At 44.3% G+C, this 25,189-nt stretch carries 19 protein-coding genes; 11 read left to right on the forward strand and 8 right to left on the reverse strand.

Annotation, left to right across the window (positions count from 1 at the left end; translation table 11 throughout):
- Positions 1-2 precede the first annotated feature (2 nt).
- The gene (gene moaC, locus INQ51_RS08310; protein WP_233377509.1) at positions 3-455 is read left to right on the forward strand and encodes a cyclic pyranopterin monophosphate synthase MoaC; all 453 of its coding nucleotides are present in this window, start codon (positions 3-5) and stop codon (positions 453-455) included.
- 38 nt (positions 456-493) lie between these two features.
- Positions 494-1,432 carry an MOSC domain-containing protein gene (locus tag INQ51_RS08315; protein ID WP_233377510.1) on the forward strand — a complete coding sequence of 313 codons (939 nt, stop codon included), beginning with the start codon at positions 494-496 and terminating at the stop codon, positions 1,430-1,432.
- A 9-nt stretch (positions 1,433-1,441) separates the two neighbouring features.
- Here INQ51_RS08315 and INQ51_RS08320 read toward each other — a convergent pair whose 3' ends face one another.
- A complete protein-coding gene (locus INQ51_RS08320) occupies positions 1,442-1,864 on the reverse strand; it encodes an NUDIX domain-containing protein (protein WP_233377511.1) in 423 nt (140 codons plus the stop codon).
- A 117-nt stretch (positions 1,865-1,981) separates the two neighbouring features.
- Positions 1,982-2,782 (reverse strand): C40 family peptidase, encoded by an 801-nt coding sequence (locus tag INQ51_RS08325; protein WP_262909890.1) that lies wholly within the window; start codon positions 2,780-2,782, stop codon positions 1,982-1,984.
- Positions 2,783-2,969: 187 nt separating this feature from the next.
- Here INQ51_RS08325 and INQ51_RS08330 point away from each other — a divergent pair, with 187 nt between their 5' ends.
- The 3 genes from INQ51_RS08330 (at position 2,970) to INQ51_RS08340 (ending at position 7,936) form a co-directional block, all read left to right on the forward strand.
- A complete protein-coding gene (locus INQ51_RS08330) occupies positions 2,970-5,069 on the forward strand; it encodes an HD family phosphohydrolase (RefSeq protein ID WP_233377513.1) in 2,100 nt (699 codons plus the stop codon).
- Between the two features lie 112 nt (positions 5,070-5,181).
- Complete coding sequence (locus INQ51_RS08335) at positions 5,182-6,609, forward strand: S41 family peptidase (protein ID WP_233377514.1); 1,428 nt, start codon at positions 5,182-5,184, stop codon at positions 6,607-6,609.
- A 301-nt stretch (positions 6,610-6,910) separates the two neighbouring features.
- Entirely contained in the window at positions 6,911-7,936 is a 1,026-nt protein-coding gene (locus INQ51_RS08340; protein ID WP_233377515.1) for a sensor histidine kinase, read from the forward strand.
- A 126-nt stretch (positions 7,937-8,062) separates the two neighbouring features.
- Here the strand turns inward: INQ51_RS08340 and INQ51_RS08345 are convergent, their stop codons facing one another.
- Together INQ51_RS08345 and INQ51_RS08350 are read right to left on the reverse strand one after the other, a co-directional pair.
- A complete protein-coding gene (locus INQ51_RS08345; protein WP_233377516.1) occupies positions 8,063-8,932 on the reverse strand; it encodes a DUF3078 domain-containing protein in 870 nt (289 codons plus the stop codon).
- Between the two features lie 155 nt (positions 8,933-9,087).
- The gene (locus tag INQ51_RS08350) at positions 9,088-10,161 is read right to left on the reverse strand and encodes a CNNM domain-containing protein (RefSeq protein ID WP_233377517.1); all 1,074 of its coding nucleotides are present in this window, start codon (positions 10,159-10,161) and stop codon (positions 9,088-9,090) included.
- Positions 10,162-10,399: 238 nt separating this feature from the next.
- Between INQ51_RS08350 and INQ51_RS08355 the strand changes: the two genes are divergently transcribed.
- Complete coding sequence (locus INQ51_RS08355) at positions 10,400-12,466, forward strand: prolyl oligopeptidase family serine peptidase (RefSeq protein ID WP_233377518.1); 2,067 nt, start codon at positions 10,400-10,402, stop codon at positions 12,464-12,466.
- Between the two features lie 65 nt (positions 12,467-12,531).
- Here INQ51_RS08355 and INQ51_RS08360 read toward each other — a convergent pair whose 3' ends face one another.
- From INQ51_RS08360 to INQ51_RS08370, 3 genes are all read right to left on the reverse strand, one after another.
- The gene (locus INQ51_RS08360; protein WP_233377519.1) at positions 12,532-13,371 is read right to left on the reverse strand and encodes a hypothetical protein; all 840 of its coding nucleotides are present in this window, start codon (positions 13,369-13,371) and stop codon (positions 12,532-12,534) included.
- Between the two features lie 89 nt (positions 13,372-13,460).
- Positions 13,461-14,501 (reverse strand): NAD(P)/FAD-dependent oxidoreductase, encoded by a 1,041-nt coding sequence (locus INQ51_RS08365; protein WP_233377520.1) that lies wholly within the window; start codon positions 14,499-14,501, stop codon positions 13,461-13,463.
- The gene (locus tag INQ51_RS08370) at positions 14,498-16,513 is read right to left on the reverse strand and encodes a thioredoxin domain-containing protein (RefSeq protein ID WP_233377521.1); all 2,016 of its coding nucleotides are present in this window, start codon (positions 16,511-16,513) and stop codon (positions 14,498-14,500) included. The genes INQ51_RS08365 and INQ51_RS08370 overlap by 4 nt, the downstream gene beginning before the upstream one ends.
- A 611-nt stretch (positions 16,514-17,124) precedes the next feature.
- On the opposite strand from INQ51_RS08370, the gene INQ51_RS08375 reads away from it, so the two are divergent.
- Positions 17,125-17,640 (forward strand): FKBP-type peptidyl-prolyl cis-trans isomerase, encoded by a 516-nt coding sequence (locus INQ51_RS08375; protein WP_233377522.1) that lies wholly within the window; start codon positions 17,125-17,127, stop codon positions 17,638-17,640.
- Between the two features lie 72 nt (positions 17,641-17,712).
- Here INQ51_RS08375 and INQ51_RS08380 read toward each other — a convergent pair whose 3' ends face one another.
- The gene (locus tag INQ51_RS08380) at positions 17,713-20,208 is read right to left on the reverse strand and encodes a glycosyl hydrolase (protein ID WP_233377523.1); all 2,496 of its coding nucleotides are present in this window, start codon (positions 20,206-20,208) and stop codon (positions 17,713-17,715) included.
- Between the two features lie 563 nt (positions 20,209-20,771).
- Here INQ51_RS08380 and INQ51_RS08385 point away from each other — a divergent pair.
- The 4 genes from INQ51_RS08385 to INQ51_RS08400 all read left to right on the forward strand — a co-directional run bounded on the left by INQ51_RS08385 (position 20,772) and on the right by INQ51_RS08400 (position 25,036).
- Positions 20,772-21,464 (forward strand): SGNH/GDSL hydrolase family protein, encoded by a 693-nt coding sequence (locus INQ51_RS08385; RefSeq protein WP_233377524.1) that lies wholly within the window; start codon positions 20,772-20,774, stop codon positions 21,462-21,464.
- Between the two features lie 109 nt (positions 21,465-21,573).
- Positions 21,574-23,145 carry an amidohydrolase family protein gene (locus tag INQ51_RS08390; protein WP_233377525.1) on the forward strand — a complete coding sequence of 524 codons (1,572 nt, stop codon included), beginning with the start codon at positions 21,574-21,576 and terminating at the stop codon, positions 23,143-23,145.
- Between the two features lie 33 nt (positions 23,146-23,178).
- Positions 23,179-23,682 carry an O-acetyl-ADP-ribose deacetylase gene (locus tag INQ51_RS08395; RefSeq protein ID WP_233377526.1) on the forward strand — a complete coding sequence of 168 codons (504 nt, stop codon included), beginning with the start codon at positions 23,179-23,181 and terminating at the stop codon, positions 23,680-23,682.
- Between the two features lie 148 nt (positions 23,683-23,830).
- The gene (locus tag INQ51_RS08400; protein WP_233377527.1) at positions 23,831-25,036 is read left to right on the forward strand and encodes an L-serine ammonia-lyase; all 1,206 of its coding nucleotides are present in this window, start codon (positions 23,831-23,833) and stop codon (positions 25,034-25,036) included.
- The last annotated feature ends 153 nt before the right edge of the window (positions 25,037-25,189 follow it).

Genomic DNA, 25,189 nt, shown 5'->3' on the forward strand with positions numbered 1-25,189 from the left:
ATATGAGCCAGTTATCACATATCAACGACGAAGGAAAAGCCAACATGGTGGATGTCGGGCACAAACCATTGCAGGTTCGGACAGCCCAGGCATCGGGTTTTATCCGGCTTCAACCCGAAACGATAAAACTCATTCAGGAAAACCTGATCAAAAAAGGCGATGTACTGACCATAGCTGAAATAGCCGGCATTCAGGCGGCCAAGGAAACATCGCGACTGATTCCGCTTTGCCACCCGCTTCAACTCACCAAAGTAGAAGTAAAAACCCACGTTACCGAAAATGGTGTTGAAATAAAAAGCCTCACCCGCTGTATCGGGCAAACCGGTGTGGAGATGGAAGCTTTAACTGCCGTAAACGTTGCCTTGCTAACCATTTACGACATGTGCAAGGCTGTTGACAAGCAAATGATTTTGAGCGACATAAAACTCGACTCAAAAGAAAAAACGGACCTCTAATCTTACAACAAAAACGTTTTACTGAACAAAAAACCAAAATGGATCAGAAATTTTGCACCATAAAATCATTGAATATCTCGGAACAAAAAGGAACGATTAAAACGCCCCGGAAAGAGATTGTATTAACACCTGAAGGAATTGAAGGCGATGCCCACGCCGGAAGATGGCACCGGCAAGTGAGTCTTTTGGCCGCCGAAAGCATTAAACGTTTTGAAAGTGAACTGGGCCGCAAAATTGAATTTGGAGAGTTTGCAGAGAACATTACCACCTTTGGTTTTGAAGTTCATAAAACCTTGCCATTCGACCGGTTTGTGTCCGGGGATGTTGTTTTGGAAGTGACACAAATAGGCAAAAAATGCCACGGTACCAATTGCGAAATCTTTCAGCTTACCGGAAATTGTGTAATGCCCACCGAGGGTATTTTTTGCAGGGTAATCCAACCCGGTAAATTGCAGGAAAATGAAACGCTGAATTATATTCCCAAAACCTTCCGCATAAAGGTAATTACCCTCAGTGACCGCGCCTATGAAGGAATTTACAAGGATAAAAGTGGCCCCCTCATCGAAAAATTAACAAAGGATTGGTTGGCCAGCAAAGGCTATTTGTGTGAAACCGACAGAACGGTCATACCCGATGAACCCGATTGGCTTGAAAGCGAATTACAGACTGCAATTGAACAAGGCTTCGACATTATTTACACCACCGGAAGTACAGGAATTGGTCCGCGCGACATCGCTCCCAAAATCATTTCTTCGTTTATTGATCTGGAGATTCCGGGCATTATGGACATGATCCGCCTGAAATACGGAACAGAAAAACCGAGCGCATTACTGAGCCGCTCGATAGCAGGAGTGAAAGACAAAACGCTTGTTTTTTCGCTGCCGGGTAGCACAAAAGCGGTAAACGAATATTTAAGCGAAATTCATAAAATACTGATGCACTCCTTTCTGATGCTGCATTCGATCGATAGTCATTAATAGGGAAAGCTACTTTGCAGAAAAGAAATCATTCAGAATTTGAGCGTGGTCGAAAGCCAAAGTCGGAAGTTCGTTGACGGGGAACCATTCTGCGCGGCTGGCATCGTCATTGCCGGCAACAGGTGCTTTTTCTTCGAGCTGAACCGAATGCACCACAGAAATGGTGCGATGGCGTGGATCACGATCAATGGCATCGTAGGTGCGGAATTGCTGCATGGCTTCCACTTTCAACCCGGTTTCCTCTTCCAGCTCCCGAATGCAGGCTTGTTCCAGGGTTTCGTCCATATCAATAAAACCACCTGGCAAAGCCCACTTGTTTGCGAACGGTTCTCTCCCCCGCTCGATCAAAAGCACCGAGGTATTGTTGTTTTGCTTTACAAATACAATGGCATCTACCGTTAAGGCAGCACGAGGATATGGATAAGAATACATTTCAGTATAATTTTTGAATGGAAGGTAACCTACAGTCAATCATCTTTCCGGCCGGTTTTCCAATACCTTAAAATCAGAAATACAACCGCCACAAAAATCGCCAGGTAAATTAAAAATTCAATCCGTTCCATTTTGCTTAATGATCTTTTTCATTACACGCATTTTGTGTGTGTAACGTTTCGTATCGATGTTGAAGATACCAAATTGATCGACATTATCAATACGAACCTGCCCCGAAGCATGAATTATTTTATTGCGTTTCCAGATAATTCCCACGTGCACGATGTTGCCTTCCTCGTCATCAAAGAAAGCCAAATCGCCCGGTTCAGCTTCATCCACAAAGCTCAGGGCCGTTCCAATTTTCACCTGTTCACTTGCATCGCGGGGTAACTGAATACCGATCATTTTATAGATAACCTGTGTTAATCCGCTGCAATCGACCCCGAAAGGTGTTCTTCCTCCCCACAAATACGGAGCATTGAAATATTTCAGCGACTGCTGAATCACCACTTCGCGCGGGTCCTTTATATCTCCGTACAAAACGTCGCCTGTAGCCAGGTAGGTATCACGTGTAACCGAAAACTGTTTCAGATATGGCCGCCAAACGGGAAGCGTACTTCCGGCCACCAGCATCAGGTTTTGCTCGTCGTTTACCGGAACAATGGTAATAATATCGGAAGTAATGGCCGAAGCGCTGTTCTCTATTTTATTCAGAGTGCGGGCGTTAATCGGTGTAATCATTTTGGTATCCACCCATCCTTCGTAGCCATCATAAGCCAGTTTTACACTGGTCCAGCCCACCATCTGCTCCCGCATTTCAAAGTGTTCGCCAAAGAGGATCTGCGTAACCATTTCACTCTTTTCTGAAGGTTCCCTTCTTACAGGGATAATGCTTAAATTAGAAATTCCGTGGGTCATCAGCGTTGCTTAATTTCAGTTTTCTATTAGACGGCGAAGGATTCACGCCAGTTTCAGCACAAAACTATTAAAAATTGGGCACTGCCTGTGATGAAATCATGCATTTTTCATACTAAATTTGGGGTGGACACAACGCCGTACAAACAATTATTATAAATTGAACTACTTTTTACCGTGAAGCATCATTATGAATAAATTTTACCACCGGCTCAAAAACTACACAAAAGTCATTCTCCAGGTATTAATGTTTGTGCTCACCGCAACGGCTCTCTATTTTATTTTGCCAGGTGAACCCAAGTTCAAATACGAATACCAAAAAGGCTTTCCGTGGAAACACGAAAACCTGGTGGCACCCTTTGATTTTGCTATTCTGAAAACAGACAAAGAGCTGGAAGATGAAAAGCAGGAGCAGCTCAAGAACGTACTTCCCTATTTTGTTTGCGACACTGCTATTGCCACCGCCAACATAAACAAGCTGAAAGAAGATTTCAGTTTATCGAACGACTCGCTTACTCAACAACAAAAGCAGATTATCAGCAAGCTGTGCGAAGAACTTCGAAAAATTTACGATGCCGGCATTCTACAATTTTCGCTGGATACGTACAACGAAATAAAAGGCAAACCAGCCATCAGAAAACGAATTGGCACCAGTGTTACGCGAATCGACACGGCTTCCCTTTTCTCTGAAAAATCAGCCTATGCCGCCATCAACCAGTTCAAGCATCAGCTGAAAACAGGCTATTCCCGGTCGAATTGGTTAAACAGCCACCCGCTGGAGCATTACATAAGTTCCAATCTAAGCTACGATGCAGAAATCACCCAAAAGGAAATAGATGAAATAACCCAGAACATTTCGCTGACACGCGGCATGGTTCGCCTGGGTGAACGCATTATCCTGCAAGGAGAAGTGGTGGACAGTGAAAAATACCAGGTTCTGGAATCGCTCAAAGCCAGTTACGAGAAAGAACGGGGCAAAAATGTAAACCGCTACATGGTTTCCATCGGCAAAAGTCTCCTCGTGGTTTCATTGCTGGCGCTCATTTTTGTTTTTCTTTTGATTTACCGCAGAGATATTATCGAGCACCTCAATAAACTGCTTTTCCTGCTGCTTATGATAACTTCGATGGTATTGATTACCAATTTCATCGATTCGTTTCCCAACCTGCATATTTACATGGTACCTTTTGCCATTTTGCCGATTGTGGTGCGAACCTTCTTCGATTCCCGAACGGCCATTTTCACGCTGGTAATTTCCACCTTGCTGATCGGGTTTTATGCTCCCAACAATTACGAGTTTATTCTACTGCAGGTTTCTGCCGGTATTGTGGCCGTTTTCAGTTTAAATAAAATGCACCGCCGTGTACATTTGGTATTGGCTGCCCTCTGGGTTTTTCTCACTTACACCATCGTTTTTACAGCTTTAAATCTTATCCACGAAGGAGAATTTGTACTCTTTAATTATTCGATTACCAAGTGGTTTGCCATCAGCAGTGTGCTTATTATGCTGGTCTACATCCTGATTTATATCTTCGAGAAAATGTTTGGCTTTGTTTCGGATGTAACGCTGATTGAGCTTTCTGACAGTAATCAGCCTCTGTTGCGCAAACTTTCTGAAGAAGCCCCAGGAACTTTCCAGCATTCGATGCAGATTGCCAACCTGGCCGAAGAAGTTATCTTAAAAATAGGCGGGAATCCTTTCCTTGTAAGAGCCGGAGCGCTTTATCACGACATCGGAAAAATTGCCAAACCAACCTATTTTATCGAAAACCAAGCGATGGGAATGAACCCCCACGATCAGCTTGATTATTTGAAAAGTGCGGAGGTAATTATCGACCATGTTCAGAATGGTGTTAAAATGGCACAGAAACACAAACTTCCGGCGCCAATCGTTGAATTTATAGCTACGCACCACGGAACAACCAAAGCCAAGTATTTTTACCTGAAACATAAGGAAGAGCATCCGGATGAAAACGTAAACGAAAAGAACTTTATCTACCCGGGGCCTCTCCCCCGCTCAAAAGAAGCGGCTGTTGTTATGCTGGTTGATGGGATTGAAGCCGCCTCGCGAAGCATGAAAGAAAAAACACATGCCAATCTAAAAGAACTGATTGATCGCATGATCGACCAAAAAATAGAAGACAAACAACTGGACAACTCCAACCTGACTTTCCGCGACATTACAACCATAAAAGAAGTTTTACTTCAGAAACTGTTGAATATTTACCATGTCAGGATTGAATATCCGGAAGAAAAAAAAGAACTAAATCAGGCGGGGAGTCAGCAGTAAATGGTCATACAAATAAAGACTTGAACTATTTGCGTTAACCAATGGTTTTATCGTAATATAAACACCCGAGCTACGTTTCTTAAATTAATAGAATACTCTTAGTGAAGCAATTATGAAGAACTGGAAAAAACTACCCTTACTTTTAATGCTGGCATTTGGGATTTTTTGGAGTTGCAGCGAAGAAGAAGTGCCCGGGCCATCCATCCCCGACCAAACACTTAAAGTGAATAGGTTTATTAACGATGCAATGGACTACTACTACTTATGGTACGATAAAATGCCCAACATCAATTACAGCCATGAGGCCGACTCAAAAGAGTATTTTAAAAAGCTTTTATACCAAGAAGATAAATGGTCTTTTATTACGGATGACCTGCAAGGCCTCCTGAATAGCTTTGAAGGTATTGAAACCTCTTTTGGATGGTCACTGGCCTTTTATCTGTTTCCAGATAAAGTAAGTGTTTTTGCCGTTGTTGAATATGTATATCCGCACACTCCGGCAGCAAATGCAGGCCTAAAACGAGGAGACATTATTTTAAAAATGAATAATGCCAGCATAACTACCCAAAACTATACTGATCTTATGTACGCTGAAGATTTAGACATTACACTGGGAGTACTTAACATTGATAATCAAGGGAAGTATATTATCTCTCCAGGAACAACTGCACAAATGACAGCGCTTGAGCTACAATTAAACCCGGTTTTAAAAACTGCAATTATTGAAGAAGGAAATCACAAGATTGGCTATCTGTTTTACGCACAATACATTGATAACTATAATTCGTCTATCGATACCGCTTTACAGAGCATGATTGATAACAACGTGACAGATTTGGTTTTAGATATTCGTTACAATCCCGGAGGAATTATTTTTGCAGCACAACACCTTTGCAGTTCATTAGCTCCTCTGAATATTGTAAATCAAGAAAGTAAACTGGTAACCTTTCAATGGAATACAAAACGACAAAAAGAATACGTTAATGCTCAGGAACTGGATAAAATACAGGTTAATTTTGACAAAGATGTTGACGTAAAAATGGGACTGGATAAAATTCATATCCTTACAGGAGATGGTACCGCTTCTGCCTCAGAATTGACCATAACAGGTTTAGATCCCTACATGACAGTAACCACAGTTGGAGACACAACATATGGGAAATATACGGCATCAAGAACTTTAAGTGCCCCTGAAAGCCATAAAGACTATGACGTGTTAAAGAACTGGGGACTGCAGCCCATCATACTTCGTTATGCCAACGCCTTGGGTGAAACCGATTTCAAAGATGGTTTTGTTCCCGATATTCTGGTGGACGACGACCTGCTTAACGCCTACCCGCTTGGAGATGTAAACGACCCGCTGTTTAAGGCAGCCATCGAAGATATTACAGGCTCGGTAATTACGGCAAAAAAGAGTGCTGAAACAAGAAGTATTCCTTATAAGCTGTTCGACCGCGGGTTCTCCAAATACGATAAAAACAAACGAAATTTGTTGATAGACGATGCAAATAAACAACTGATCAGGGAGCAGCTAAAATAATCTTTTGATCAAAATTTATTAACAATAATAAGAGTTTAGGTTTTTCCTGCAGCCCGTAATTGCAGAACGATATAACCTAAACTCTTTTTATTGCTACCACACATAACCTCCTTTTCGTTAATATTCCTCATTTCCCCAATTTTGATTTTATGTTGTTCTGTGCTAACTTCCCGCACATTTAACTATTTAGAACGTTTGCATGTTTGAAAAAACCAGCACATCTAAACAATTTACGCACGAGCATATGCCCAATGAGCGAACAAATATTTTATCCGGTTTAATTAGCAACAACAGGCAGCTGATGGATTTTGTCGAGTCTGTCACACAAATGGTACTAATCCTGAACCGCCAACACGAAATTTTATATGCCAGCGACAGCTACCAACGTTTTATTGATGTACTAAATCTTCCGCAGGACATTATATTTAAAAAGCCGGGAGATGCTTTTCACTGCCGAAATGCCTTTCATTCTACAAACGGATGCGGAACATCAGAGTTTTGTAATTCCTGCGGTGCGCTTAATGCCATCCTTTTCTCAAAAAAAGGGATTAAAACGACCGAAGAATGTAAAATTCTAACGATCGAAAACGAAGCGATCGATCTGAGGGTAACTGCCAGTCCTTTCCAGTTGGACGGCGAGGAACTGATCATTTTTTCCATTACCGATATCAGCAACGAAAAACGGCGTGAATCTTTGGAAAGGATCTTTATTCACGACCTGCTAAACAGTGCTGGTGGGATTTCGGGCTTGTCAGCCATTTTAAAAGAATTGAACGACCCGTCAGATATACGCGACATTGCAGACACCATTCAATGGGCTGCCAATAACCTGATCGATGAAATTCAGATGCAGCGCGAAATCGGCTCAGCAGAAAAAGGCGATCTTGTTCCACAGCTTGTAACCGTGAATACGCTCGATGTATTGCAAGAACTAAAAAAATTATACAACAATCATCAAACCAACCGCGGAAAAACAATCTTGATTGATCCGGCTTCGGAACAACACATTTTAATTACCGATAAAGTTCTACTGAAAAGGATACTGGGGAACATGATCAAAAATGCCCTGGAAGTAAACGTCCCGGATGATTGTATTACCCTGAGCTGTTTACAACAGAACGATGGAATTTGTTTTTGTGTGCACAACAAAAGTTTTATTCCCGTGGAAGTTCAGGCACAATTATTCAAACGTTTTTATTCCACCAAAGGAACGGGTCGTGGTATTGGCACCTATAGCATGAAACTGTTTGGAGAGAAGTATCTGAAAGGAAAGGTGTGGTACAGTAGCTCTCCCGAAAAAGGAACCACTTTCTGTTTTGAAATTTAATTCCATTACAAAAATGTTCTGCTCCTGACAGGACAATCATTCTATTCACCCAAAAATTAATTGAGGCAACTTGCAGAACTGCAAAAATAGAAAGGGCCTGATAAATTATCAGGCCCTTCGTTTTTATCAGAATTTAAATGTTAATCCAACTCCAAACGACTCCATAAACTGCAAGCCTGGACTACTCACTCCGGTGTCCGGATCTTTGATCTTGGTGTCGTTGTCATAAATCATGTGCGTAATCAGGTTGGCCGACAGGTAATCGTTTACTTTCATATTTATCTGAACTTTCCAGTCCATATCTACATTCTTGGGGTCTTTCAGGTAATTTGAGAACAAATCGAGCGTGGTGTTCAGCGTCACATTTTTCATGATGTCATGCTTGTACTCAAACTTTGCAGTAGCACCTAATTCAGCTCTAAAATTTTTGTTTTCTTCCACCCCAAAAGCACCTTGAGCGGAAAGAGAGTCATCTAAAACAAACGTAAATTTACCCGATACAGGTGCCAGCAACACCGAAAGACGATCGTTTTTGTAATCCATACCCAAACCGGCTTTCAAATAAGCCGGAGCCATAAATTTGGAGATAACCTCCACCGGAATGTTGTTATCATCGTATTTGTAACCTTTGGCAAATTGCGACTTAAAATTCAGCAAACCCGAATAGTACCAGTTCCCATCGGCCTCGATGCCCAACTTGGAACTAACATCGATAATGTCATCCGACTTTCTGACTTTTACATCTTTTTCCTTCAAAAATCCATAGCGAAAATCAAATGTATTGTCCCAGCTAAGCTTGTCTTTTTTATAATTGGCTGCGTAATTGATCATACCGATTGCCGACATAGAGCTCTTTCCCCCTGCTGCCCAGTTGGTAAGCGAAACCTGCGAAAAATTCAGAGTCGTACTTCCGCTGGTGATCCACAGCGAATCTTTCTTCTCCTGCGCAAATGCCAGAAAGGGTACAAATAATAAAATAGTGAGTAGTTTTTTCATGTGTTTTCTGTTTTAATGTATTTTCTTGAATAACGGAATTATAGACAAACGTAAAACTCTTTTGTTTGTCTTCCCAATCTTATTTAAAACGATTCTTATTCCCCGATCGGGGTTTTACATCTGGTTAACAATCTACGCAACTAAAATTAAGGCGTCTATTTTTGAGGTTTATCGCGCTTAATCCGTTTGAGCCACTTGGCTCGTGCCAGTTTCTGTAGGTCTTCCACCTTGTCCGACTCGTCCACGATTTCGAGTCCGAAAAGCGTTTCAATTACATCCTCCATGGTCACCAGACCTACAAGCGTTCCAAACTCATCAGCTACCATAGCCAGGTGTTGTCGTTCCATAATCAGGGTATCGAGTAAACGTGCCACCGTCCAGCTGTCCTGCACAAACAGGATGTCTCTCCGGATGTCAGCCAGCTTTCGGGCGTGCTTGTCTTCTGCCAGGTTTTCAAGAATAACGTCTTTCAACACCATCCCCGTAATATTGTCGGGTGTTTCGTGAAATACCGGAATGCGCGAAAATTGAAACGGATTGTGTTCTATATAAACATCGCCCAGATTTCGGTCTTCATCCAGGAAGAGTACCACAGTCCAGGGCGTCATAATCTCCTTTATTTTCAGGTTTTCGAGTTGCAGCAAGTTCAGGATAATTGATTTTTCTTCCTGATCGATGGCACCACTTTTTAGCCCGGCATCGGCCATGGCGGCCACGTCGGCCCGGCTAAATACACTTTTGGTCCCCTTCTTTTTCAGCGAACGGGTTAAAAGGTTGCTGAGCCAGATAAACGGCGCAAGAATAAAAACCAGCACACGCAGCGAACGAACAGTGAAACCGGTAAGTTTTTTCCAGTATGTGGCGCCAATGGTTTTGGGAATGATCTCCGAAAGAACGAGAATCGCCAGGGTCATTGCTCCGGCTATGATCGATTCGAAAGTCACATCAAAAAAATAAAGATCTAGTTTGTTAGAACCAAATATTTTACCGGCCTCAATACCTACGCCCATGGCTCCCACTGTATGGGCAATCGTGTTCAGCGTTAAAATGGCCGAAAGCGGCCGATCGATATCGTCTTTAAAATGAGCCAGCAAATTTCCAACTCCGGGTCTTTCACTCTGCATTCTGCTCACATACGAAGGTGTTACACTTAACAAAACAGCCTCCCAAACACTACATAAAAACGAAAATACAATAGAAACGACAAAAAAGAAGATCAGTGTTATCATGTCATTTTTTGAATGTAAAAGCGAAAGTAAGAATTTCGCGACATAAGTAAAAAAAACATTCCTATTTCATCTCCATTTTATATAATTTCCCAACTGCTTAGCCTGTACATCATTTCAAACAATCTTTCGTTTGAAATTGTAATGGGAAGTAAGTTTTTCTTACTAAAAACCGTAAGAAGTATATTTACTACTAAAATTATATGATTGAATATTCAGGAAAAACAAACAAATAAATCGTATGAAACAAACATTCTTAGTTATTTTACTGGCAATTATGACGCAGGTAAATTTTGCACAAGATGATCCATATCTCTGGCTGGAAGACGTTGATGCAGAGAAGTCGCTGAACTGGGTGGAAGAATGGAACGAAAAAACCCTAAAGGTACTTATGAGCCAACCCGGCTACGAGGAAATGTATGAAAAGGATCTGGAGATTTACAACTCCACCGACCGAATTGCGAGTCCGTCAATTATTGGGAACCTGGTGTACAATTTCTGGCAAGATGAAGAACACCCGCGGGGAATTTGGAGACGCACAGCCTTGCAAAGTTACCTGAGCGGAGACCCGCACTGGGAAACCGTGATCGACGTAGATGCGCTCTCTAAACAGGACAACGAGAAATATGTATTCAAAGGAGCGTCGGGCTTGTACCCCGATTACGACCGTTTCCTCGTAAACCTGTCGAAAGGCGGCGGCGATGCCGTGGTGATCCGTGAATTTGATGCCATTAACAAAGTGTTTATCGAAAATGGATTTTACATTCCCGAAGCAAAAGGAAGTGCCAGTTGGATCGACAAAAATGCCCTGATGGTTTCGACTGATTTTGGCGATGGCGTAACCACATCGGGCTATCCAAAACAGGTGAAAATCTGGCAGCGCGACACCGATCTGAAAAATGCCCAACTTGTTTTTGACGGAAAGGAAGACGACATGGGAATTTGGGGCTATACCACACATACAAAAGACAAAACCTACCAGATTATTACCCAGCGTACCTCGTTTTATACGGGTAGCTATTACATCATTGAAAACGGGGAACTTGTAAAACCAGAATTGCCGGAAGACATTGAGCTTAGCGGAATTTTCAACAAGCAGGTTTTGCTTAGCCTGAAATCGGACTGGAACATTGGCGGCAACTCGTTCAAACAAGGCGATATGATCAGTATCCCTTATGCCGATCTGATAAAAGGAGGCACCAACTACCAGTTGATCGTTCGCCCCGATGAACGCTCAAGTATTGCCGAAACAAACGCTACCAAAAACGTGCTGCTGGTAAACATGCTTACCAACGTAAAAAGCGAACTTTACAAATACACCTACAACGGAACCTGGCAAAAAGAAAAAATCGACGCACCGGAACTGGGCAATATTTCGCTTGGTTCGGCCGACGAAGATAGCGACACCTATTTTTTCTATTTCCAGAATTTCCTGATGCCTTCCACTTTGTACAAAGGAGATGCAGCAACCGGACAATTTGTAAAAGTCAAAGCACTGAAATCATGGTTTGCGACTGAAGATTACCAGGTACAGCAATTTGAAGTTGCTTCGAAAGACGGCACCATGATCCCCTACTTTGTGGTAAGCCACAAAGACATAAAACTGAACGGAAAAAATCCGACGCTGATCAGTGCTTACGGAGGATTTGAAGTTCCAAGACTTCCGAGTTACAGTGCCATTACCGGAACTTCGTGGCTCGAAAAAGGCGGCGTTTTCGTACTGGCCAACATTCGCGGAGGAGGTGAGTTTGGCCCTAAATGGCACCAGGCCGGATTAAAAGAAAACCGCCAGCGTATTTACAACGACTATTTTGCAGTAGCCGAAGATTTAATCGCCCGTAAAATAACATCGCCTAAAAAACTCGGAATCAGTGGCGGCAGTAACGGTGGATTATTGGTAGGCGTAGGTTTTACACAGAGACCTGATCTTTACAATGCGGTTGTTTGTGCCGTTCCGCTGCTTGATATGAAGCGTTACAACAAACTGCTGGCAGGTGCCAGCTGGATGGCTGAGTATGGAAACCCGGACATCCCCGAAGAATGGGAATACATCAAAAAATATTCTCCTTATCAGAACCTGAAAGAAGGCATGGAGTATCCCGAAGTCTTTTTCTACACATCAACCCGCGACGACAGGGTTCACCCGGGACATGCGCGCAAAATGGTAGCAAAAATGAGTGAAATGGGCTACAAAGTCTATTACTTCGAAAATACAGAAGGCGGACATGCCGGAGCTTCCACCAACGAGCAACGTGCTAAAATGGCTGCGTTGCAATACAGCTACCTTCAAATGAAACTAATGAATTGATAAAAATAGCATCAATCAATAAGCCCCGGAGGTATTTACTTTCGGGGTTTTCTTTTGCTGAAATCTTAGGAGCCCGAAAGGCTAAAGATCACGCGTGCCCTGACAGTCATTCCGTTCTCTCCCGGAAGATCCCGGATAGCATCCGGATTGGTAACCACGCTCCGCGTAAGGTAAACTGCAGGCCCGCCCGACAGCGAAAATGAAAATCGGGAACGATCCGGGACCAGGTTCAGGGAAGGGCCAAACATCATTCGGGCACCGCCCTCTGCTTCCTCCTCCTCCCACAATCCTTCCAGGTCTTCGCCAATGGCCTCAACGCCGGCAAAAAAATGATCGGTAATTTTATACTGAACTCCCAGGCTGGTCAGCACATCTACTTTATCACGATTTCCTGAAAGTGCCTTTTCAAACAGCAGATTACCGGCCAGTTTCCAACGTCTGCTTTCCAAAGCACCGGTAGTGCGGCACACAACTGAAAATACACCGCCATAATCGCGGCTCAATCCACCGCCTATTCCCAAACGAAGTCCCTCCGTCTTCTTTCCACCTACCAGGTCGCGAATAATCTCGGCCCGCTGCGCGCTCACCACCGAATTATCGGCACTTGCCACTCCGAGCGAAACGTAGGTCAGCATGGTAAACCGACGACCCAGGTACCCTTTTACCCCCAGTTGCTGATCGACGCCGTTGAATCCAAAGCCGCGGCTCAGATTATTCCCGTAACTGCCGCCGTAACTCAATACCCAAGGCGCATCGCGGGCGGTAAGTGTGGATGTTGAAAACAAAAACGGTTCGGCACTTCGCGTACTACCAATCTCAGGGAAACTCGTTGTTTCGGATTCCTGGGCATACGAAAACTTCAACAGGAAAATAAGCACCAGCGGGAGGAAATAGTTACGGATCATAAAAAACGGTTATAGTTAGGTGAAACAAAAATACGTGAAACCAGCGGTTCTGAAAATTACAAACTCAGAAAATACCCAAACACCGCTATTTATACAAAGCGATGAATATCCACTTCCGGTGGTAAATTCCGGATTTCACCCTTCAGATATTTCACCATTTCCCGGGCCAACCAGGGCGCCAGCATTACGCCTTTTGTTCCCAGTCCATTAAATACAAACACATTTTTGTGCTTCGGATGCACTCCCAGCACCGGCCGGCGATCCGCTACAGTGGGGCGAACTCCTGCCCAGTGTTCTTCAATGGTATAGTCTGTTTTTATCAGATTATCGAGTCGTTCCGTGATCGAGTTTTTTCCCTTCTCTGTCGGCGTTTCACTCAAATCATCCCATTCGTAGGTAGACCCTACTTTAAAGCGGTGGTTGCCCACAGGCAAAACAAACACCCGCTTATTCAGAATAAACTCTTCCGGCAAATCGGGTGCGTAAATCTGCAAAACCTCGCCTTTCGCCGGGTTCATTTTCACCAACTGAAACAAGGGGTTTTCCGCCAAATGATAACCTTCGCAAAACACGATGTTTTCAGCCCTGATATCTTCCACTTCAAAAAAATCAGGAATGTTCTCATTTAACTGAATACCGGCCTCCAGCAGCCAACCTTTTTCTCGAAAATACTGTTCGGCTAACTGCAGAAAAACAACCAGGTTTAAATACCCCGAACCTTTGACAATTCCGTACGCCAGCGAACCGACCAGAGAAGTCAGCGGCGAGTTTGTCAAAACGGATTCAATAAAAGACGAAAATTCAGGCTTTTCCTGTTTCTCTTTCCACAGTTGCATTTCCTGTTCCGACAATGGCTTTAGTATTTTCTTCTCAAAGAAAAAGGAAGCCGAAAGTAGATTCTCCAACTCCCGGTAACGCTTGTGCATAACTGGCAACACCTGATCCGCCATCCAACTCTTGGTCAATCTTTTAAAAACCAACGGATTGATCATTCCGGCAGCCACCAGCGAAGTTTTGCTTTTATTGGGCGAACTTATGATCCGAAAAGGAATGTTGTGTTCGAGCATTTCAAAAGCCAGCATGGTCCCGGCCAAGCCCTGCCCAACAATCAGGAAACGAACTTCTTTCATACTTTGAGAAGTTTTAAGGCTTCATCTGAAGTTCTAACCGGCAACTGGCAAGCCCCTTCCCTGCATACATATATCAAATCGTCGCCCTTCACAAAGCGGTCTTTCAACAAAGGCACCTGGCTATCGGTATTGCAATGCGCCCACAACACGTTCGGGCGATAGTCTTTCTTCATTTCCTTCAGAAGAATGTTTGAATTAATGCCGCACACAGCTACCTCAAAATAGGGCTCCGTAAGTTTTAACATCAGCATTCCCCAGTTGGCGTAAGCCATTGGGTAGCGCGTGAAATTCGGAACAATGTATGGCAACATTCCGGGTATCATTTCCTGGTATTCAGGCCGCCCAAACAAAAGACACATGCGATGCAGGTTATTGGCCATCATCGAATTGGAAGCCGGAATTACATTGTCTTCATTCTGAAAATGATTGGCAATGCTGGTGTTTGCCTGTTTATCTGAGAAATAGAAAAGGCCTCTTTCCTCATCGTAGAAATGATTGCTTACGTAAGTCATCATTTGGTCGGCCGATTCTGCCCAGCTTGCATCTCCGGTGGTTTCAAACAGTGACAGAAAAGCCTGGATCACCAATGAATAATCCTCCAGAAAACCATCGATTGTACTTTTGCCTTTCTTCCAGCTGTGCCAAAGCTTCCCGTCAGACATCAACTGGTTTTCGCGGATAAAGCGCGCATTTTGCAAGGCCAGTTCCAAAAACCGAACTTCCCGGAACGTATTGTAAGCATCCACCAGTCCTTGGATGGCCAGTGCATTCCACGAGGTCAGTGTTTTGTCATCCAGCCCGGGCCGCACTCTCTTCGAACGCTCTTTTAACAACTTATATTTCCATTTTGCCAGCAGGCATTGCAAATGTTCAGCGCTCATACCGTTGTCCGCGGCAAACTCCTCATCAGAATTATTTCGTAATAAAATGTAGTTGCCGTGCTCCCAGTATCCTTTTGAATTCACATTGTAGCAGGCAGCAAACAAGGGAAAATCATCCCCTAACAAAGTCTTCAGCTCATTTTCTTTCCAGACATAAAACCGTCCTTCTTCACCTTCGCTATCAGCATCGAGCGACGAATAAAAAGCACCTGACTCGTCCAGCATTTCGCGTTCCAGAAAATCAACCACTTCATACACCACCCACTTAAATTCCTCGTTTTTATAAAGTTGATAAGCCTTGGAATAGGTACTGAGCAACTGCCCGTTGTCGTACAACATTTTCTCAAAATGAGGAACCTTCCAGTTTTCATCCACCGAGTAACGGGCAAAACCGCCTCCTACCTGGTCGTAAATACCACCGCGGGCCATTTTCTCCAGCGTAGTTTTTACAAACTCCCGGGTAACATCGTCATTTTTTACCCAGGCATAGTACATCAGAAAATCTAGATTTACAGGCATCGGAAATTTGGGCGCTCCCAAACGGCCGCCTTCTTTCCTGTCAAAACGTGATTTCCAGGCTTCCACTCCCTGTTTCAGCAAATGTCGGTCAACCGGTGTTGGGTCTTCAATGCCGGCTGAAAGCGACAAACGTTGAATACTGTCTTCCAATTGCGCACCGTATTCCTGTGTTTTCTCTTTGTTTTCGTTGTAATAAGCGGCTACCGCCTGCACATTTTTCACCCACACTTCTTTAGGGAAATAGGTTCCGCCCCATATCGGACGGCCATCGGGCAAGGCAATTACGTTTAAGGGCCAGCCTCCCTGCATCCCCATCAACTGAACGGCGCTCATGTAATAATGATCCACATCGGGCCTTTCTTCCCTGTCGACTTTTATACACACAAAATGCTTGTTCATTATTTCCGCCACTTCCTCGTCTTCAAAGCTTTCGTGTTCCATTACGTGGCACCAATGACAAGCTGCATAACCTATGCTGACAAGGATTAACCGGCCGCTGGCTTTTGCTTCTTCTACCAGCGTTTCGCTCCAGGGCTGCCAGTTTACCGGGTTATGCGCATGTTGCAACAGGTAAGGTGATGTTTCGTGTATTAACTGATTGGTATGTTTCATGAAAAAAATGTTCAGTTTAACAAAGGAACAACGCCGTTCAAATTTGGTTCTTAAACAGCCACTGAATCAAATAAGGATTTTAAATGCCCGATTGATTTTAGCAAAAACACTGCTGTTGATCCTTCGCGCTGAAGACCAAAAGTTTGGTCAATGAAAATTGGGGTGCCTTTTGCATTGCGGTTGCACGTCTGATTTTTAAACACACATTGAAGGGAGTTCACTCAGAATTTATAACCTGAAAAAATCAGCATTTTAAACCTTCAAATTAATAGCTCAGAAAAATATCAGAATCACTTTATACATATATTTGCCTTCGCAAACCCTAATAAGTGTATAAAAACGCAACAAAAAGTTTTAAATCCCGGAGTGGACGCCGGGATTTTTTGTTTTTATACTGAATATCGAAGGTTTCCCCCAACAACAACACAGCATCACAAGACTTCAGTTCCACTAGCTTTCCAAACAGATATTCCTGACTCCAAATACAATTACTAAAGTTCGCTCTTCTACAAACCGGAATAACTCTTTGATCGCATTCATTCTTTGCTGTTGCCAATAAAAAATAAAAAGGATAAATTCGCCGCTGAAAAAAATAGTAAATAAATAATGCCATGAAAATCAGAACAATTATCGTTTCCCTGATCACCCTGACGGCTATCGCTCTTACCTCGTGTTTGGAGACTACCGAAGAAGAACAAAAACAAGCGCGAACAAAAGTCCTCGAACAAGCCGAACGCGAAGCCTTGCTCACAGCTATGATAGATGACGATTTAGACGTTGACACCACTGCTTTGGGGGTTTATTACGTTATTCGAGAAGAAGGCGAAGGACCGGTAATTGCACCCGGAGACACCATTACCATTGCCTACAATGGCTACCACATAAACGGAGGAGGCATGTTTGATTCCAGTCAATCATGGGAATTTGTTTATCCTTTAGAGAATTTAATTGAGGGATTTAACGATGGTTTATCAATTATGAAAAAAAATATGATTGCCGAATTTATTATTCCATCTCATCTTGCTTATGGAATCTATGGTAGCCCGCCGGTAATCGATTCGTACGAGACACTTCTTTTCGCGATTAAAGTGATAGAAGTAAAACCGTTTTCTCCGGCCAGTGAGTAATCATTTTTCAAGAAAAGAACAAAACCCGGGTATGAAGTGATCATATCCGGGTTTTGTTTTTACGCCCGCTTGTTATTCTGAATACATAACCACCGGCCCCAGTATTCCGGCTTTCTGCACCGGCCATTCAGAAGCATCAAAAGGCTTATAGTCGATATTGACAAAATTGATGTCCTTAAATTTTTTCCAGCTCCCCCCTCTTTGATCAAGGTCGCGGATGCGGTTGGTCGCCACGTTGCTCACCTCCACAACAATTCGGTTCGGTCCCGGTTTCAGGTTGTCAATTTTCCACAAAAAAACCGGCCCCAGAGATGTTCCAAAATCTTTATCGTTCACCGAAATACGGGCACAATCATACACTTTTCCCAGGTCAATCCAGGCAGTACTTTCACCCTCCCAGTCAAAATTGGCAGAATAACGTACGGTACCGGCAAAGCGCGCAGTTTCAGGGTCTCCCACCTCGGTCCACGATTGCAATTGCGAAATATCAATATCCCCGGGATAAATGGGGCCTCCTTCCCAAAACGACAAATGCCAGCGTACGTCAATGTCCGTCTTTTTCCCGTCCGGATTAAAATAAGAATGCGCTTTCACATCCGCCTTTTTTGTTACACACCTAATAAACACCGATTCTTCCGGCTCAAGCTGCAAACGCAGTTTCTGTCCTTTCGATTTGGCTTTGGTAATACCTCCGCTCATCGGATCCATGAAAACATATTCTTTTGCCACAGCATTCAGCTCCACCCATTCATCCAGTCTTTTGTTCTGAAAATTGAATACCAGATAAACATCCTCCTCCGCGTCTTTCATTTTCAGGAAATAGAAACCTTTTTCGGCCAGGTCATTTTCGCCGGCAACTTTCCCTGTATTTAACAATTGAAGCGCGTCTCCTACCCAACCGGGGTCAAGCTCATTGTTCAGCGAAACCAATTCCGCCTCACGCTCTTTCCAGTTCGCATAACCCGGCACCAACTGTGGCAAGCGTTCATCAAAATAAACCTTTGTCCCGTTTTTCTGCAAAGCAATCAGCTGCTTCATGGTTTCCAGCGGAATATAGCTGGTTGCAGGAACTACAATGGCCTCGTAGCTGTTATTTCCCGAAGTCAGCACCGATCCGTTTTCCGCTTTGCAGGCGCCGATCTGTTTATCCGAAATGTAATCAAAACTGTAACCAGCGTTCATCAAACGTTTCGAAAGACCGGCTATGGGCTGGCTGTAGAACCATTCGGTGGGCGAACCAACGGCGAGGTGTTTAAACAATTTCCCTTCGGCGGCAGCCACATCGTAATAAGGCCAGTAAACCAACACATTGTTTTCGGGGCTTGCCTGTTGCAGCATGCTTTGTACCCGGCCAATGTACTGAAACAAAACAGGCATTTCGCGCCACAGCGGGTTCCGGTTATTAATCTGAGACGAAGCATAAAACAACCACCCCGGCCATTCGGCATCTTCGGGCGAATAACAGGTTCCGTGAAAAAACATATGGTTGATGCCAGCCAGGAAAAAACGATTGGCAGCGCGGAGCATTTCCGCAGGAGTTACCTTCCAGTGCTCGTCGAGCCAGGTAAAGCTTTCGGAAGAAACCAGCTTTTTCCCGCTCACGTGTGCGGCCGACGATGCAAATTTCTGGATAAACAAACGAGGTTCGCCTTCCGCCAATTGCCTGAAAAACTCGGTTTCCGGGATGTCACACGCTTCGTAAAGATCGAGCAGGTTGCCGGGCGATCCGTGCGCCTGGTTGCGGTTCAGGCTTCCGTGGTGATTCGCCCACTCGGTCATTGGTTGAATAAAGGACTCCAAAACCAGGTCGGCCAGCGTTTCGCGGTAATCCGATTTTACACGGGCCGTTAATTCAGGGTTTATGCTATCGTTAGCCAGAAGATGCAATACCTCGTTTAAATCGTAGCCCCGCCGCGTTTTGAATTCCGCTTCAAAACTTAGCGTAAAATCGCCGGTGTATTCAAAAGAATCATGAAAAAAGCAACGCAGTTTCCCCTCCGGAACATTCAGCCTTTTCCAGAATTCTTCGAGATACCACTCTGTTATTTCCTTGTTATAGGTATCAATTGCCAGGCCTTCGCCACCTTGGGCAGGCCTCTTTACTTTATTGCCATTCTGCAAAGCATTCGTCGCATACGCGGAAGCATCTTTTCCCCTTTTCTTTTCCTCGATCTTCAAATTCCACAATCCTTTTTCAGCCGGTACAAACGGTCCACCACAACGCCAGCCGCTTCCCGGTGGCAGGTCCACTCCCATTCCCAGCCTACCGGCTTCTTTAATTGTAAAACTCAAAACATCGGTAAATTCAGGCGAAAGAAATTCAATCGCGCGATCATCCTCTCCTTCCACTCCATAGATCGGAGTGATCTCCACTCCCCCAATCCCGGCTTCGGCCAGTTCCGCTAGCTCCCGCGAAATGTTGGCGCTGTCAACCGCACAATCCATCCACCACCAGCGGGTCCAGGGTTTTGAAGTTTGCGTTGCCTCAGGCCATTTTACTTCCTGTTCTTCACAGGCAGTAACAAGCACAAAAACAACCAGGCAAAAGAAAAGAAGGTGAGTTCTCATAGATCAGGATTTAAAAAAAGTTTTGAATGTTCTCAAAAGTAACCATAAAAAGAAACTTCCGGGCATCCTTTTTTTCTGAATGTTCCTCAAGACACAATCGGAGGAGCGCCCAAAATGCAAATTTCACGCAAAGTGCGCCAAGTATAAACCCAAAGAACGCAAAAGAAAGAATGTTTTTGTCAGGATGATATTCAATACCATCCCAAAAATGGAAAATTCGGCGGCGAACCGGCTCCAACCAACGCGAAATACGATAAACCATAGCGGATCGCAATTTTCCGTAGCGGAATGCGATTTTCCAGTGAGGAAAGCGATAAAACCACTGCGGAATGCGATAAACCACTGCGGAATGCATTTTTCCAGAGCGGAATGCAATTTCCCGCAGCGGAATCGATCGTACCGTGTTAAATGCCTTTCCGCACGGGATTTTCTGTTTCCGCCGGGTACAAATGATCTATTTCTTTCTGTTGGTGAATACCTGGAATCAGGAATGTTTTTGTATGAATTGAATTTCGTTTTTAATCCATTTTGTACGAAATTTATCCCAACATAAGCCTATTCAAATGAACAACAGACGAACTTTTCTGAAAACCACCCTGGCTGCGTCACCCGTTTTAGTTCTTCCCGAACTTATCCGTCTTCAGAACAGTGGGTTAAAAAAAGTCCTTCTGCTCGGTGATTCCATTTCGATCGGCTATACACCTTATGTCCAAAGTCTTTTACTGGACATTGCCAAGGTTCACCGCCCGATGAAAGACAACAATACACCCGAAAACTGCGAGGGTACCACCAAGGGAGTTCAGGAGATGGCGCGTTGGACAGGCACCACAAAATGGGATCTTATTCATTTTAATTTCGGGCTTCACGACCTGAAACACGTGGAGGCTTCCACCGGGAAAAACAGCACCGATCCAAACGACCCGTTGCAGGCCGATTTAAAACAGTACAAGCAAAACCTGGAAATAATCGTGGATTTTCTGAAAAGCACCGGAGCAAAACTGATGTTTGCCACCACCACGCCTTACCCCGATCAAGTTGACGGACCTTTACGCGATCCGGGAATGTCAGAAAAATACAACAAAGTGGCGCGTAAGATCATGTTGAAAAACGACATTCCGGTAAACGATCTGTATTTGTTTGCAGTGCCAAGACTCGAAGAGATACAACTGCCTCACAATGTCCACTTTACTGATGAAGGTAGCCGCCAGCTGGGGAAAAAAGTTGCCGACCGGATCAGGGAACTTCTGGAAGCCTAAAACACACCCAAGCCCAAAGCCTTATCTCCCTTATTCATATTCATTCTATTGACTGGCTTTCTCATTTTCCTTAATTTGAATGGGTTAAATCCATTAAATCAAATTCAAAATGACAACTTATTACGATGTGCACTGCCATATCTTTAACAAAGATGTGGTTATCCGGAAACTGGTCAATGTGGTTCAATCGCTGCTTTCTATCAAGAATATGGTGGACGGTGAACTTTCGGGCCCCGCGCTCAAATACAAGATTGACGAAATCAGCCACGTACTGGCCGATGTTACGAAGGAATCGAGTGAGGACGTTTACAAGGCACTGGAAGCTGTTTACCAAGGTGAAGTCATTAGCACTCCGTTGATGTTTGACCTGACCTATGCCGATGATAACGACGATGAAGAAAACCACAACAAGCGTTACCGCCGTCGCATAAAAAGTGTGTTCTGGCTGTTGCGCGCCGTGGTTCTTCCCGTTCTAGAAACGGTAGTTCGGCGAAAATACGACAACGATGAACTGGCAGATGCCATTGACAAAGTTCAGAAGCAGGTGAAAGCCTTTCATAAAAAATTCAAAGTGAAATCTGACGAGGAAGTCGAGATATTTGACAATGCCAACTACCTCCAGCAAATCACTGATCTGGAATACCTGTCGGCCAAATACGAACAGATCAAACCTTTCTTTGGGGTAGACCCGCGCCGCGAGTACAAGGGACTGGTCAACACCGTGGAAAAACTCAAAGAAAAAATTCTGGCTGATGATGCCTTGTTTTACGGGGTAAAACTATACGCTCCGGCGGGCTTCTCTCCCACCGATCCGGTATTAATGGGGACCGACACACAGCAAGGCGTTTACGCGCTTTGCCAGCAGCACCAGATTCCGATTACCGTTCATAACTCCAACGCGGGTTTTGCCTGTTTCTCCACCATTCTGGAAGTTAGAGGCGACGTGCTGCTCAACAACAACATTGTAAAACCTGACAAACCGCTGCGTTTCGATTACCGTTTCTTTAGCCGCCACATTGGCGAAGCCATTGAAGAACGGGCCAAAAAACTAAACCACCCGCAATTGTGGGAAATGGTGCTTCGGAAATATCCAAACCTAAAGATCAACTTTGCACACTTTGGTGGCAGCGGCCAAATCATGGAATACGTGAATTACGCTATCAAGTTCAGGGAAGTGGATGCCGATATTTTTGAAGATGCCATTGTGCCGCTTTCAGCCGAAGACAAAGCCGTGGTGCTGGCGGCCTATAAAAAGAAGAAAAACACCATGTACCTGCGCGAAAATCTGACCATTTCGGAACGTGCCAAGGTTTGGAATGCGCTTTACCGTGCCGGTTTTATCGACAACTGGTCGAAAGCGATCTTTGATTTGATAAAGAACCCCGCGTATCCCAATGCATACACCGATCTGTCCTGTTTTTCGGAAGGAATGCTGATTGAATCTCCTGTTGACCAAAAACTTTCCTTCTCCATCAAAGAGGAATTGAAAACATTCAAAAACAACTTTTTTGACAAATTGAGCGATTACGAAAAATCGAAGATATTGTATGGTTCCGATTTTTACCTCACCCAGTTTTTCGGGCCCACTTTAAAACAATATTTCGAAGATTTTAAAGAAGCTTTTGGGAACGAATTTGATTTGATAGCAAATGTTAACACCAAACGATTTCTGGGCTTCTAAGCAGTTTTGTAATTTAGAGGAAAATTTGAAATCATGACCAGAATAAGCCAGTACCGGGGAGATATCACCCGGCTAAAAGTGGATGCCATTGTAAACGCCGCCAACCAAACCTTATTGGGTGGCGGCGGAGTAGATGGCGCCATCCACCGTGCTGCCGGACCCGAATTGCTGAAAGAATGCCGCACACTGAATGGCTGCGAAACCGGCTATGCTAAAATAACTCAGGGCTATAAGTTACCAGCAAAATTTGTAATCCACACGGTTGGCCCGGTGTATTACAACGGACGGAACAACGAGGCGGAGAAACTGGCTTCCTGCTATCGGAGATGTCTTGAAATAGCCGAAAACCACCAGGTAAAAAGCATTGCCTTTCCCAACATCAGCACCGGAGTTTATGGCTACCCCAAAGAAGAAGCGGCACAAATCGCCATTCAAACGGTTCGGCATTTTGCAAAAGAGAAGAATCAGATAGACGAAGTTATCTTTTGTGTTTTTGACGAAGAAAACTACCTGCTTTACCAGCAGCTTTTGGGTTAAAAGATACTTTTCACCCACAGCAAACCAAAAGAAAAACAACACAACATTCTGAAAAGGGGAAAGGTCAAAAAAATATTCACAAATTTGAAGTCAAGTCATTGCATTTCTCGAAATAGTCATTTTCATTTGCAGGATTTTTGAAAAAAATATGGAATCGATCAAAGAAATATACAAAATAGGGCACGGCCCCTCCAGTAGTCATACAATGGGTCCGAAAAAAGCAGCGGTTAAATTCCTGGAAAAGAACCCGGAAGCCTGTCGTTTTGAAACCGTACTTTACGGCAGTCTGGCTGCCACCGGAAAAGGTCACCTTACCGATTATGTGATCGAGCAAACCTTTGCCGGGGGGGAGCTAAAGATTTTGTGGGAACCGAAAACCTTTCTTCCCCGCCATCCAAATGCCCTAAAATTTACAGCTTTTGATTCAGCAGGTGCTGTATTGGATGAATGGACCTGTTACAGTGTCGGAGGCGGTGCCTTGATCGATGATTTTACCGAATCGGAAACAACCAGCATCTATCCGCACAGCACCATGCAGGAGATAATGACCTGGTGTAACCGGAATGAAAAGCAATTCTGGGAATACGTGGAGGAGTATGAAGGAAGCGATATCTGGGATTTTCTGGATGAAGTTTGGGAAGTGATGCTGGCCAGTATAAAAAGAGGTCTGGCCACCGACGGAAATTTGCCGGGCGGGCTTCGGCTCCCAAGAAAAGCAGCATCCTTCAATGTAAAAGGACAAAACTTTGCCACACCGTTTAAACGCCGTTCGCAGCTTTTTTCTTTTGCGCTGGCGGTTTCGGAGGAAAATGCTTCCGGAGGAAAAATTGTGGCCGCTCCCACTTGCGGAGCCTGTGGTGTATTGCCTGCGGTACTTCAGTATTTCAGAAAAGTGCACAAAATGGAAAAGAAAACCATTTTGCGGGCACTCGCTACAGCCGGCCTTATCGGGAACATCGTAAAAACCAATGCATCGATTTCAGGTGCCGAAGTGGGCTGCCAGGGCGAAGTGGGCACAGCCTGTGCTATGGCCTCGGGAGCCGCTACGCAAATGATGGGTGGCAGTATCAACCAGATTGAATATTCGGCCGAAATGGGACTGGAGCATCACCTCGGACTTACCTGCGACCCGGTTGCCGGACTGGTTCAGATCCCGTGTATCGAACGAAATGCCTTTGCTGCCGAGCGTGCTGTTGCCCACAACAATTATTCGTTGCTGACCGACGGGCGTCACCGCATCAGTTTCGACGAGGTGGTGGAAACCATGTACAACACCGGCATCGATCTGCAAAGCAAATACAGGGAAACATCCGAAGGAGGACTGGCGCATTTTGATGCGCTGCCGAAATGCTAAAATATTAATTCAAAGCAAAATGCATTCAGGGGTTGCATTTTGCATTTTTCCGGCCTATATTTGTCGAACAAATAGAAAAAATACTTCGATGAATACTTTTACAACCATTATCGCCGCCGTCTACCTGCCGTTCTAGGCAGGTTGAGAGAGAGT

Origin of the sequence: Maribellus sp. CM-23, assembly GCF_021354595.1 — a bacterium.
Lineage (GTDB): Bacteria > Bacteroidota > Bacteroidia > Bacteroidales > Prolixibacteraceae > Draconibacterium.

Excerpts from the sequence above, each read along its gene's own strand:
- moaC (WP_233377509.1), top strand. The coding sequence starts at position 3 with ATGAGCCAGTTATCACATATCAACGACGAAGGAAAAGCCAACATGGTG.
- INQ51_RS08315 (WP_233377510.1), top strand. The coding sequence starts at position 494 with ATGGATCAGAAATTTTGCACCATAAAATCATTGAATATCTCGGAACAA.
- INQ51_RS08320 (WP_233377511.1), bottom strand. The coding sequence starts at position 1,864 with ATGTATTCTTATCCATATCCTCGTGCTGCCTTAACGGTAGATGCCATT.
- INQ51_RS08325 (WP_262909890.1), bottom strand. The coding sequence starts at position 2,782 with ATGACCCACGGAATTTCTAATTTAAGCATTATCCCTGTAAGAAGGGAA.
- INQ51_RS08330 (WP_233377513.1), top strand. The coding sequence starts at position 2,970 with ATGAATAAATTTTACCACCGGCTCAAAAACTACACAAAAGTCATTCTC.
- INQ51_RS08335 (WP_233377514.1), top strand. The coding sequence starts at position 5,182 with ATGAAGAACTGGAAAAAACTACCCTTACTTTTAATGCTGGCATTTGGG.
- INQ51_RS08340 (WP_233377515.1), top strand. The coding sequence starts at position 6,911 with ATGGATTTTGTCGAGTCTGTCACACAAATGGTACTAATCCTGAACCGC.
- INQ51_RS08345 (WP_233377516.1), bottom strand. The coding sequence starts at position 8,932 with ATGAAAAAACTACTCACTATTTTATTATTTGTACCCTTTCTGGCATTT.
- INQ51_RS08350 (WP_233377517.1), bottom strand. The coding sequence starts at position 10,161 with ATGATAACACTGATCTTCTTTTTTGTCGTTTCTATTGTATTTTCGTTT.
- INQ51_RS08355 (WP_233377518.1), top strand. The coding sequence starts at position 10,400 with ATGAAACAAACATTCTTAGTTATTTTACTGGCAATTATGACGCAGGTA.
- INQ51_RS08360 (WP_233377519.1), bottom strand. The coding sequence starts at position 13,371 with ATGATCCGTAACTATTTCCTCCCGCTGGTGCTTATTTTCCTGTTGAAG.
- INQ51_RS08365 (WP_233377520.1), bottom strand. The coding sequence starts at position 14,501 with ATGAAAGAAGTTCGTTTCCTGATTGTTGGGCAGGGCTTGGCCGGGACC.
- INQ51_RS08370 (WP_233377521.1), bottom strand. The coding sequence starts at position 16,513 with ATGAAACATACCAATCAGTTAATACACGAAACATCACCTTACCTGTTG.
- INQ51_RS08375 (WP_233377522.1), top strand. The coding sequence starts at position 17,125 with ATGAAAATCAGAACAATTATCGTTTCCCTGATCACCCTGACGGCTATC.
- INQ51_RS08380 (WP_233377523.1), bottom strand. The coding sequence starts at position 20,208 with ATGAGAACTCACCTTCTTTTCTTTTGCCTGGTTGTTTTTGTGCTTGTT.
- INQ51_RS08385 (WP_233377524.1), top strand. The coding sequence starts at position 20,772 with ATGAACAACAGACGAACTTTTCTGAAAACCACCCTGGCTGCGTCACCC.
- INQ51_RS08390 (WP_233377525.1), top strand. The coding sequence starts at position 21,574 with ATGACAACTTATTACGATGTGCACTGCCATATCTTTAACAAAGATGTG.
- INQ51_RS08395 (WP_233377526.1), top strand. The coding sequence starts at position 23,179 with ATGACCAGAATAAGCCAGTACCGGGGAGATATCACCCGGCTAAAAGTG.
- INQ51_RS08400 (WP_233377527.1), top strand. The coding sequence starts at position 23,831 with ATGGAATCGATCAAAGAAATATACAAAATAGGGCACGGCCCCTCCAGT.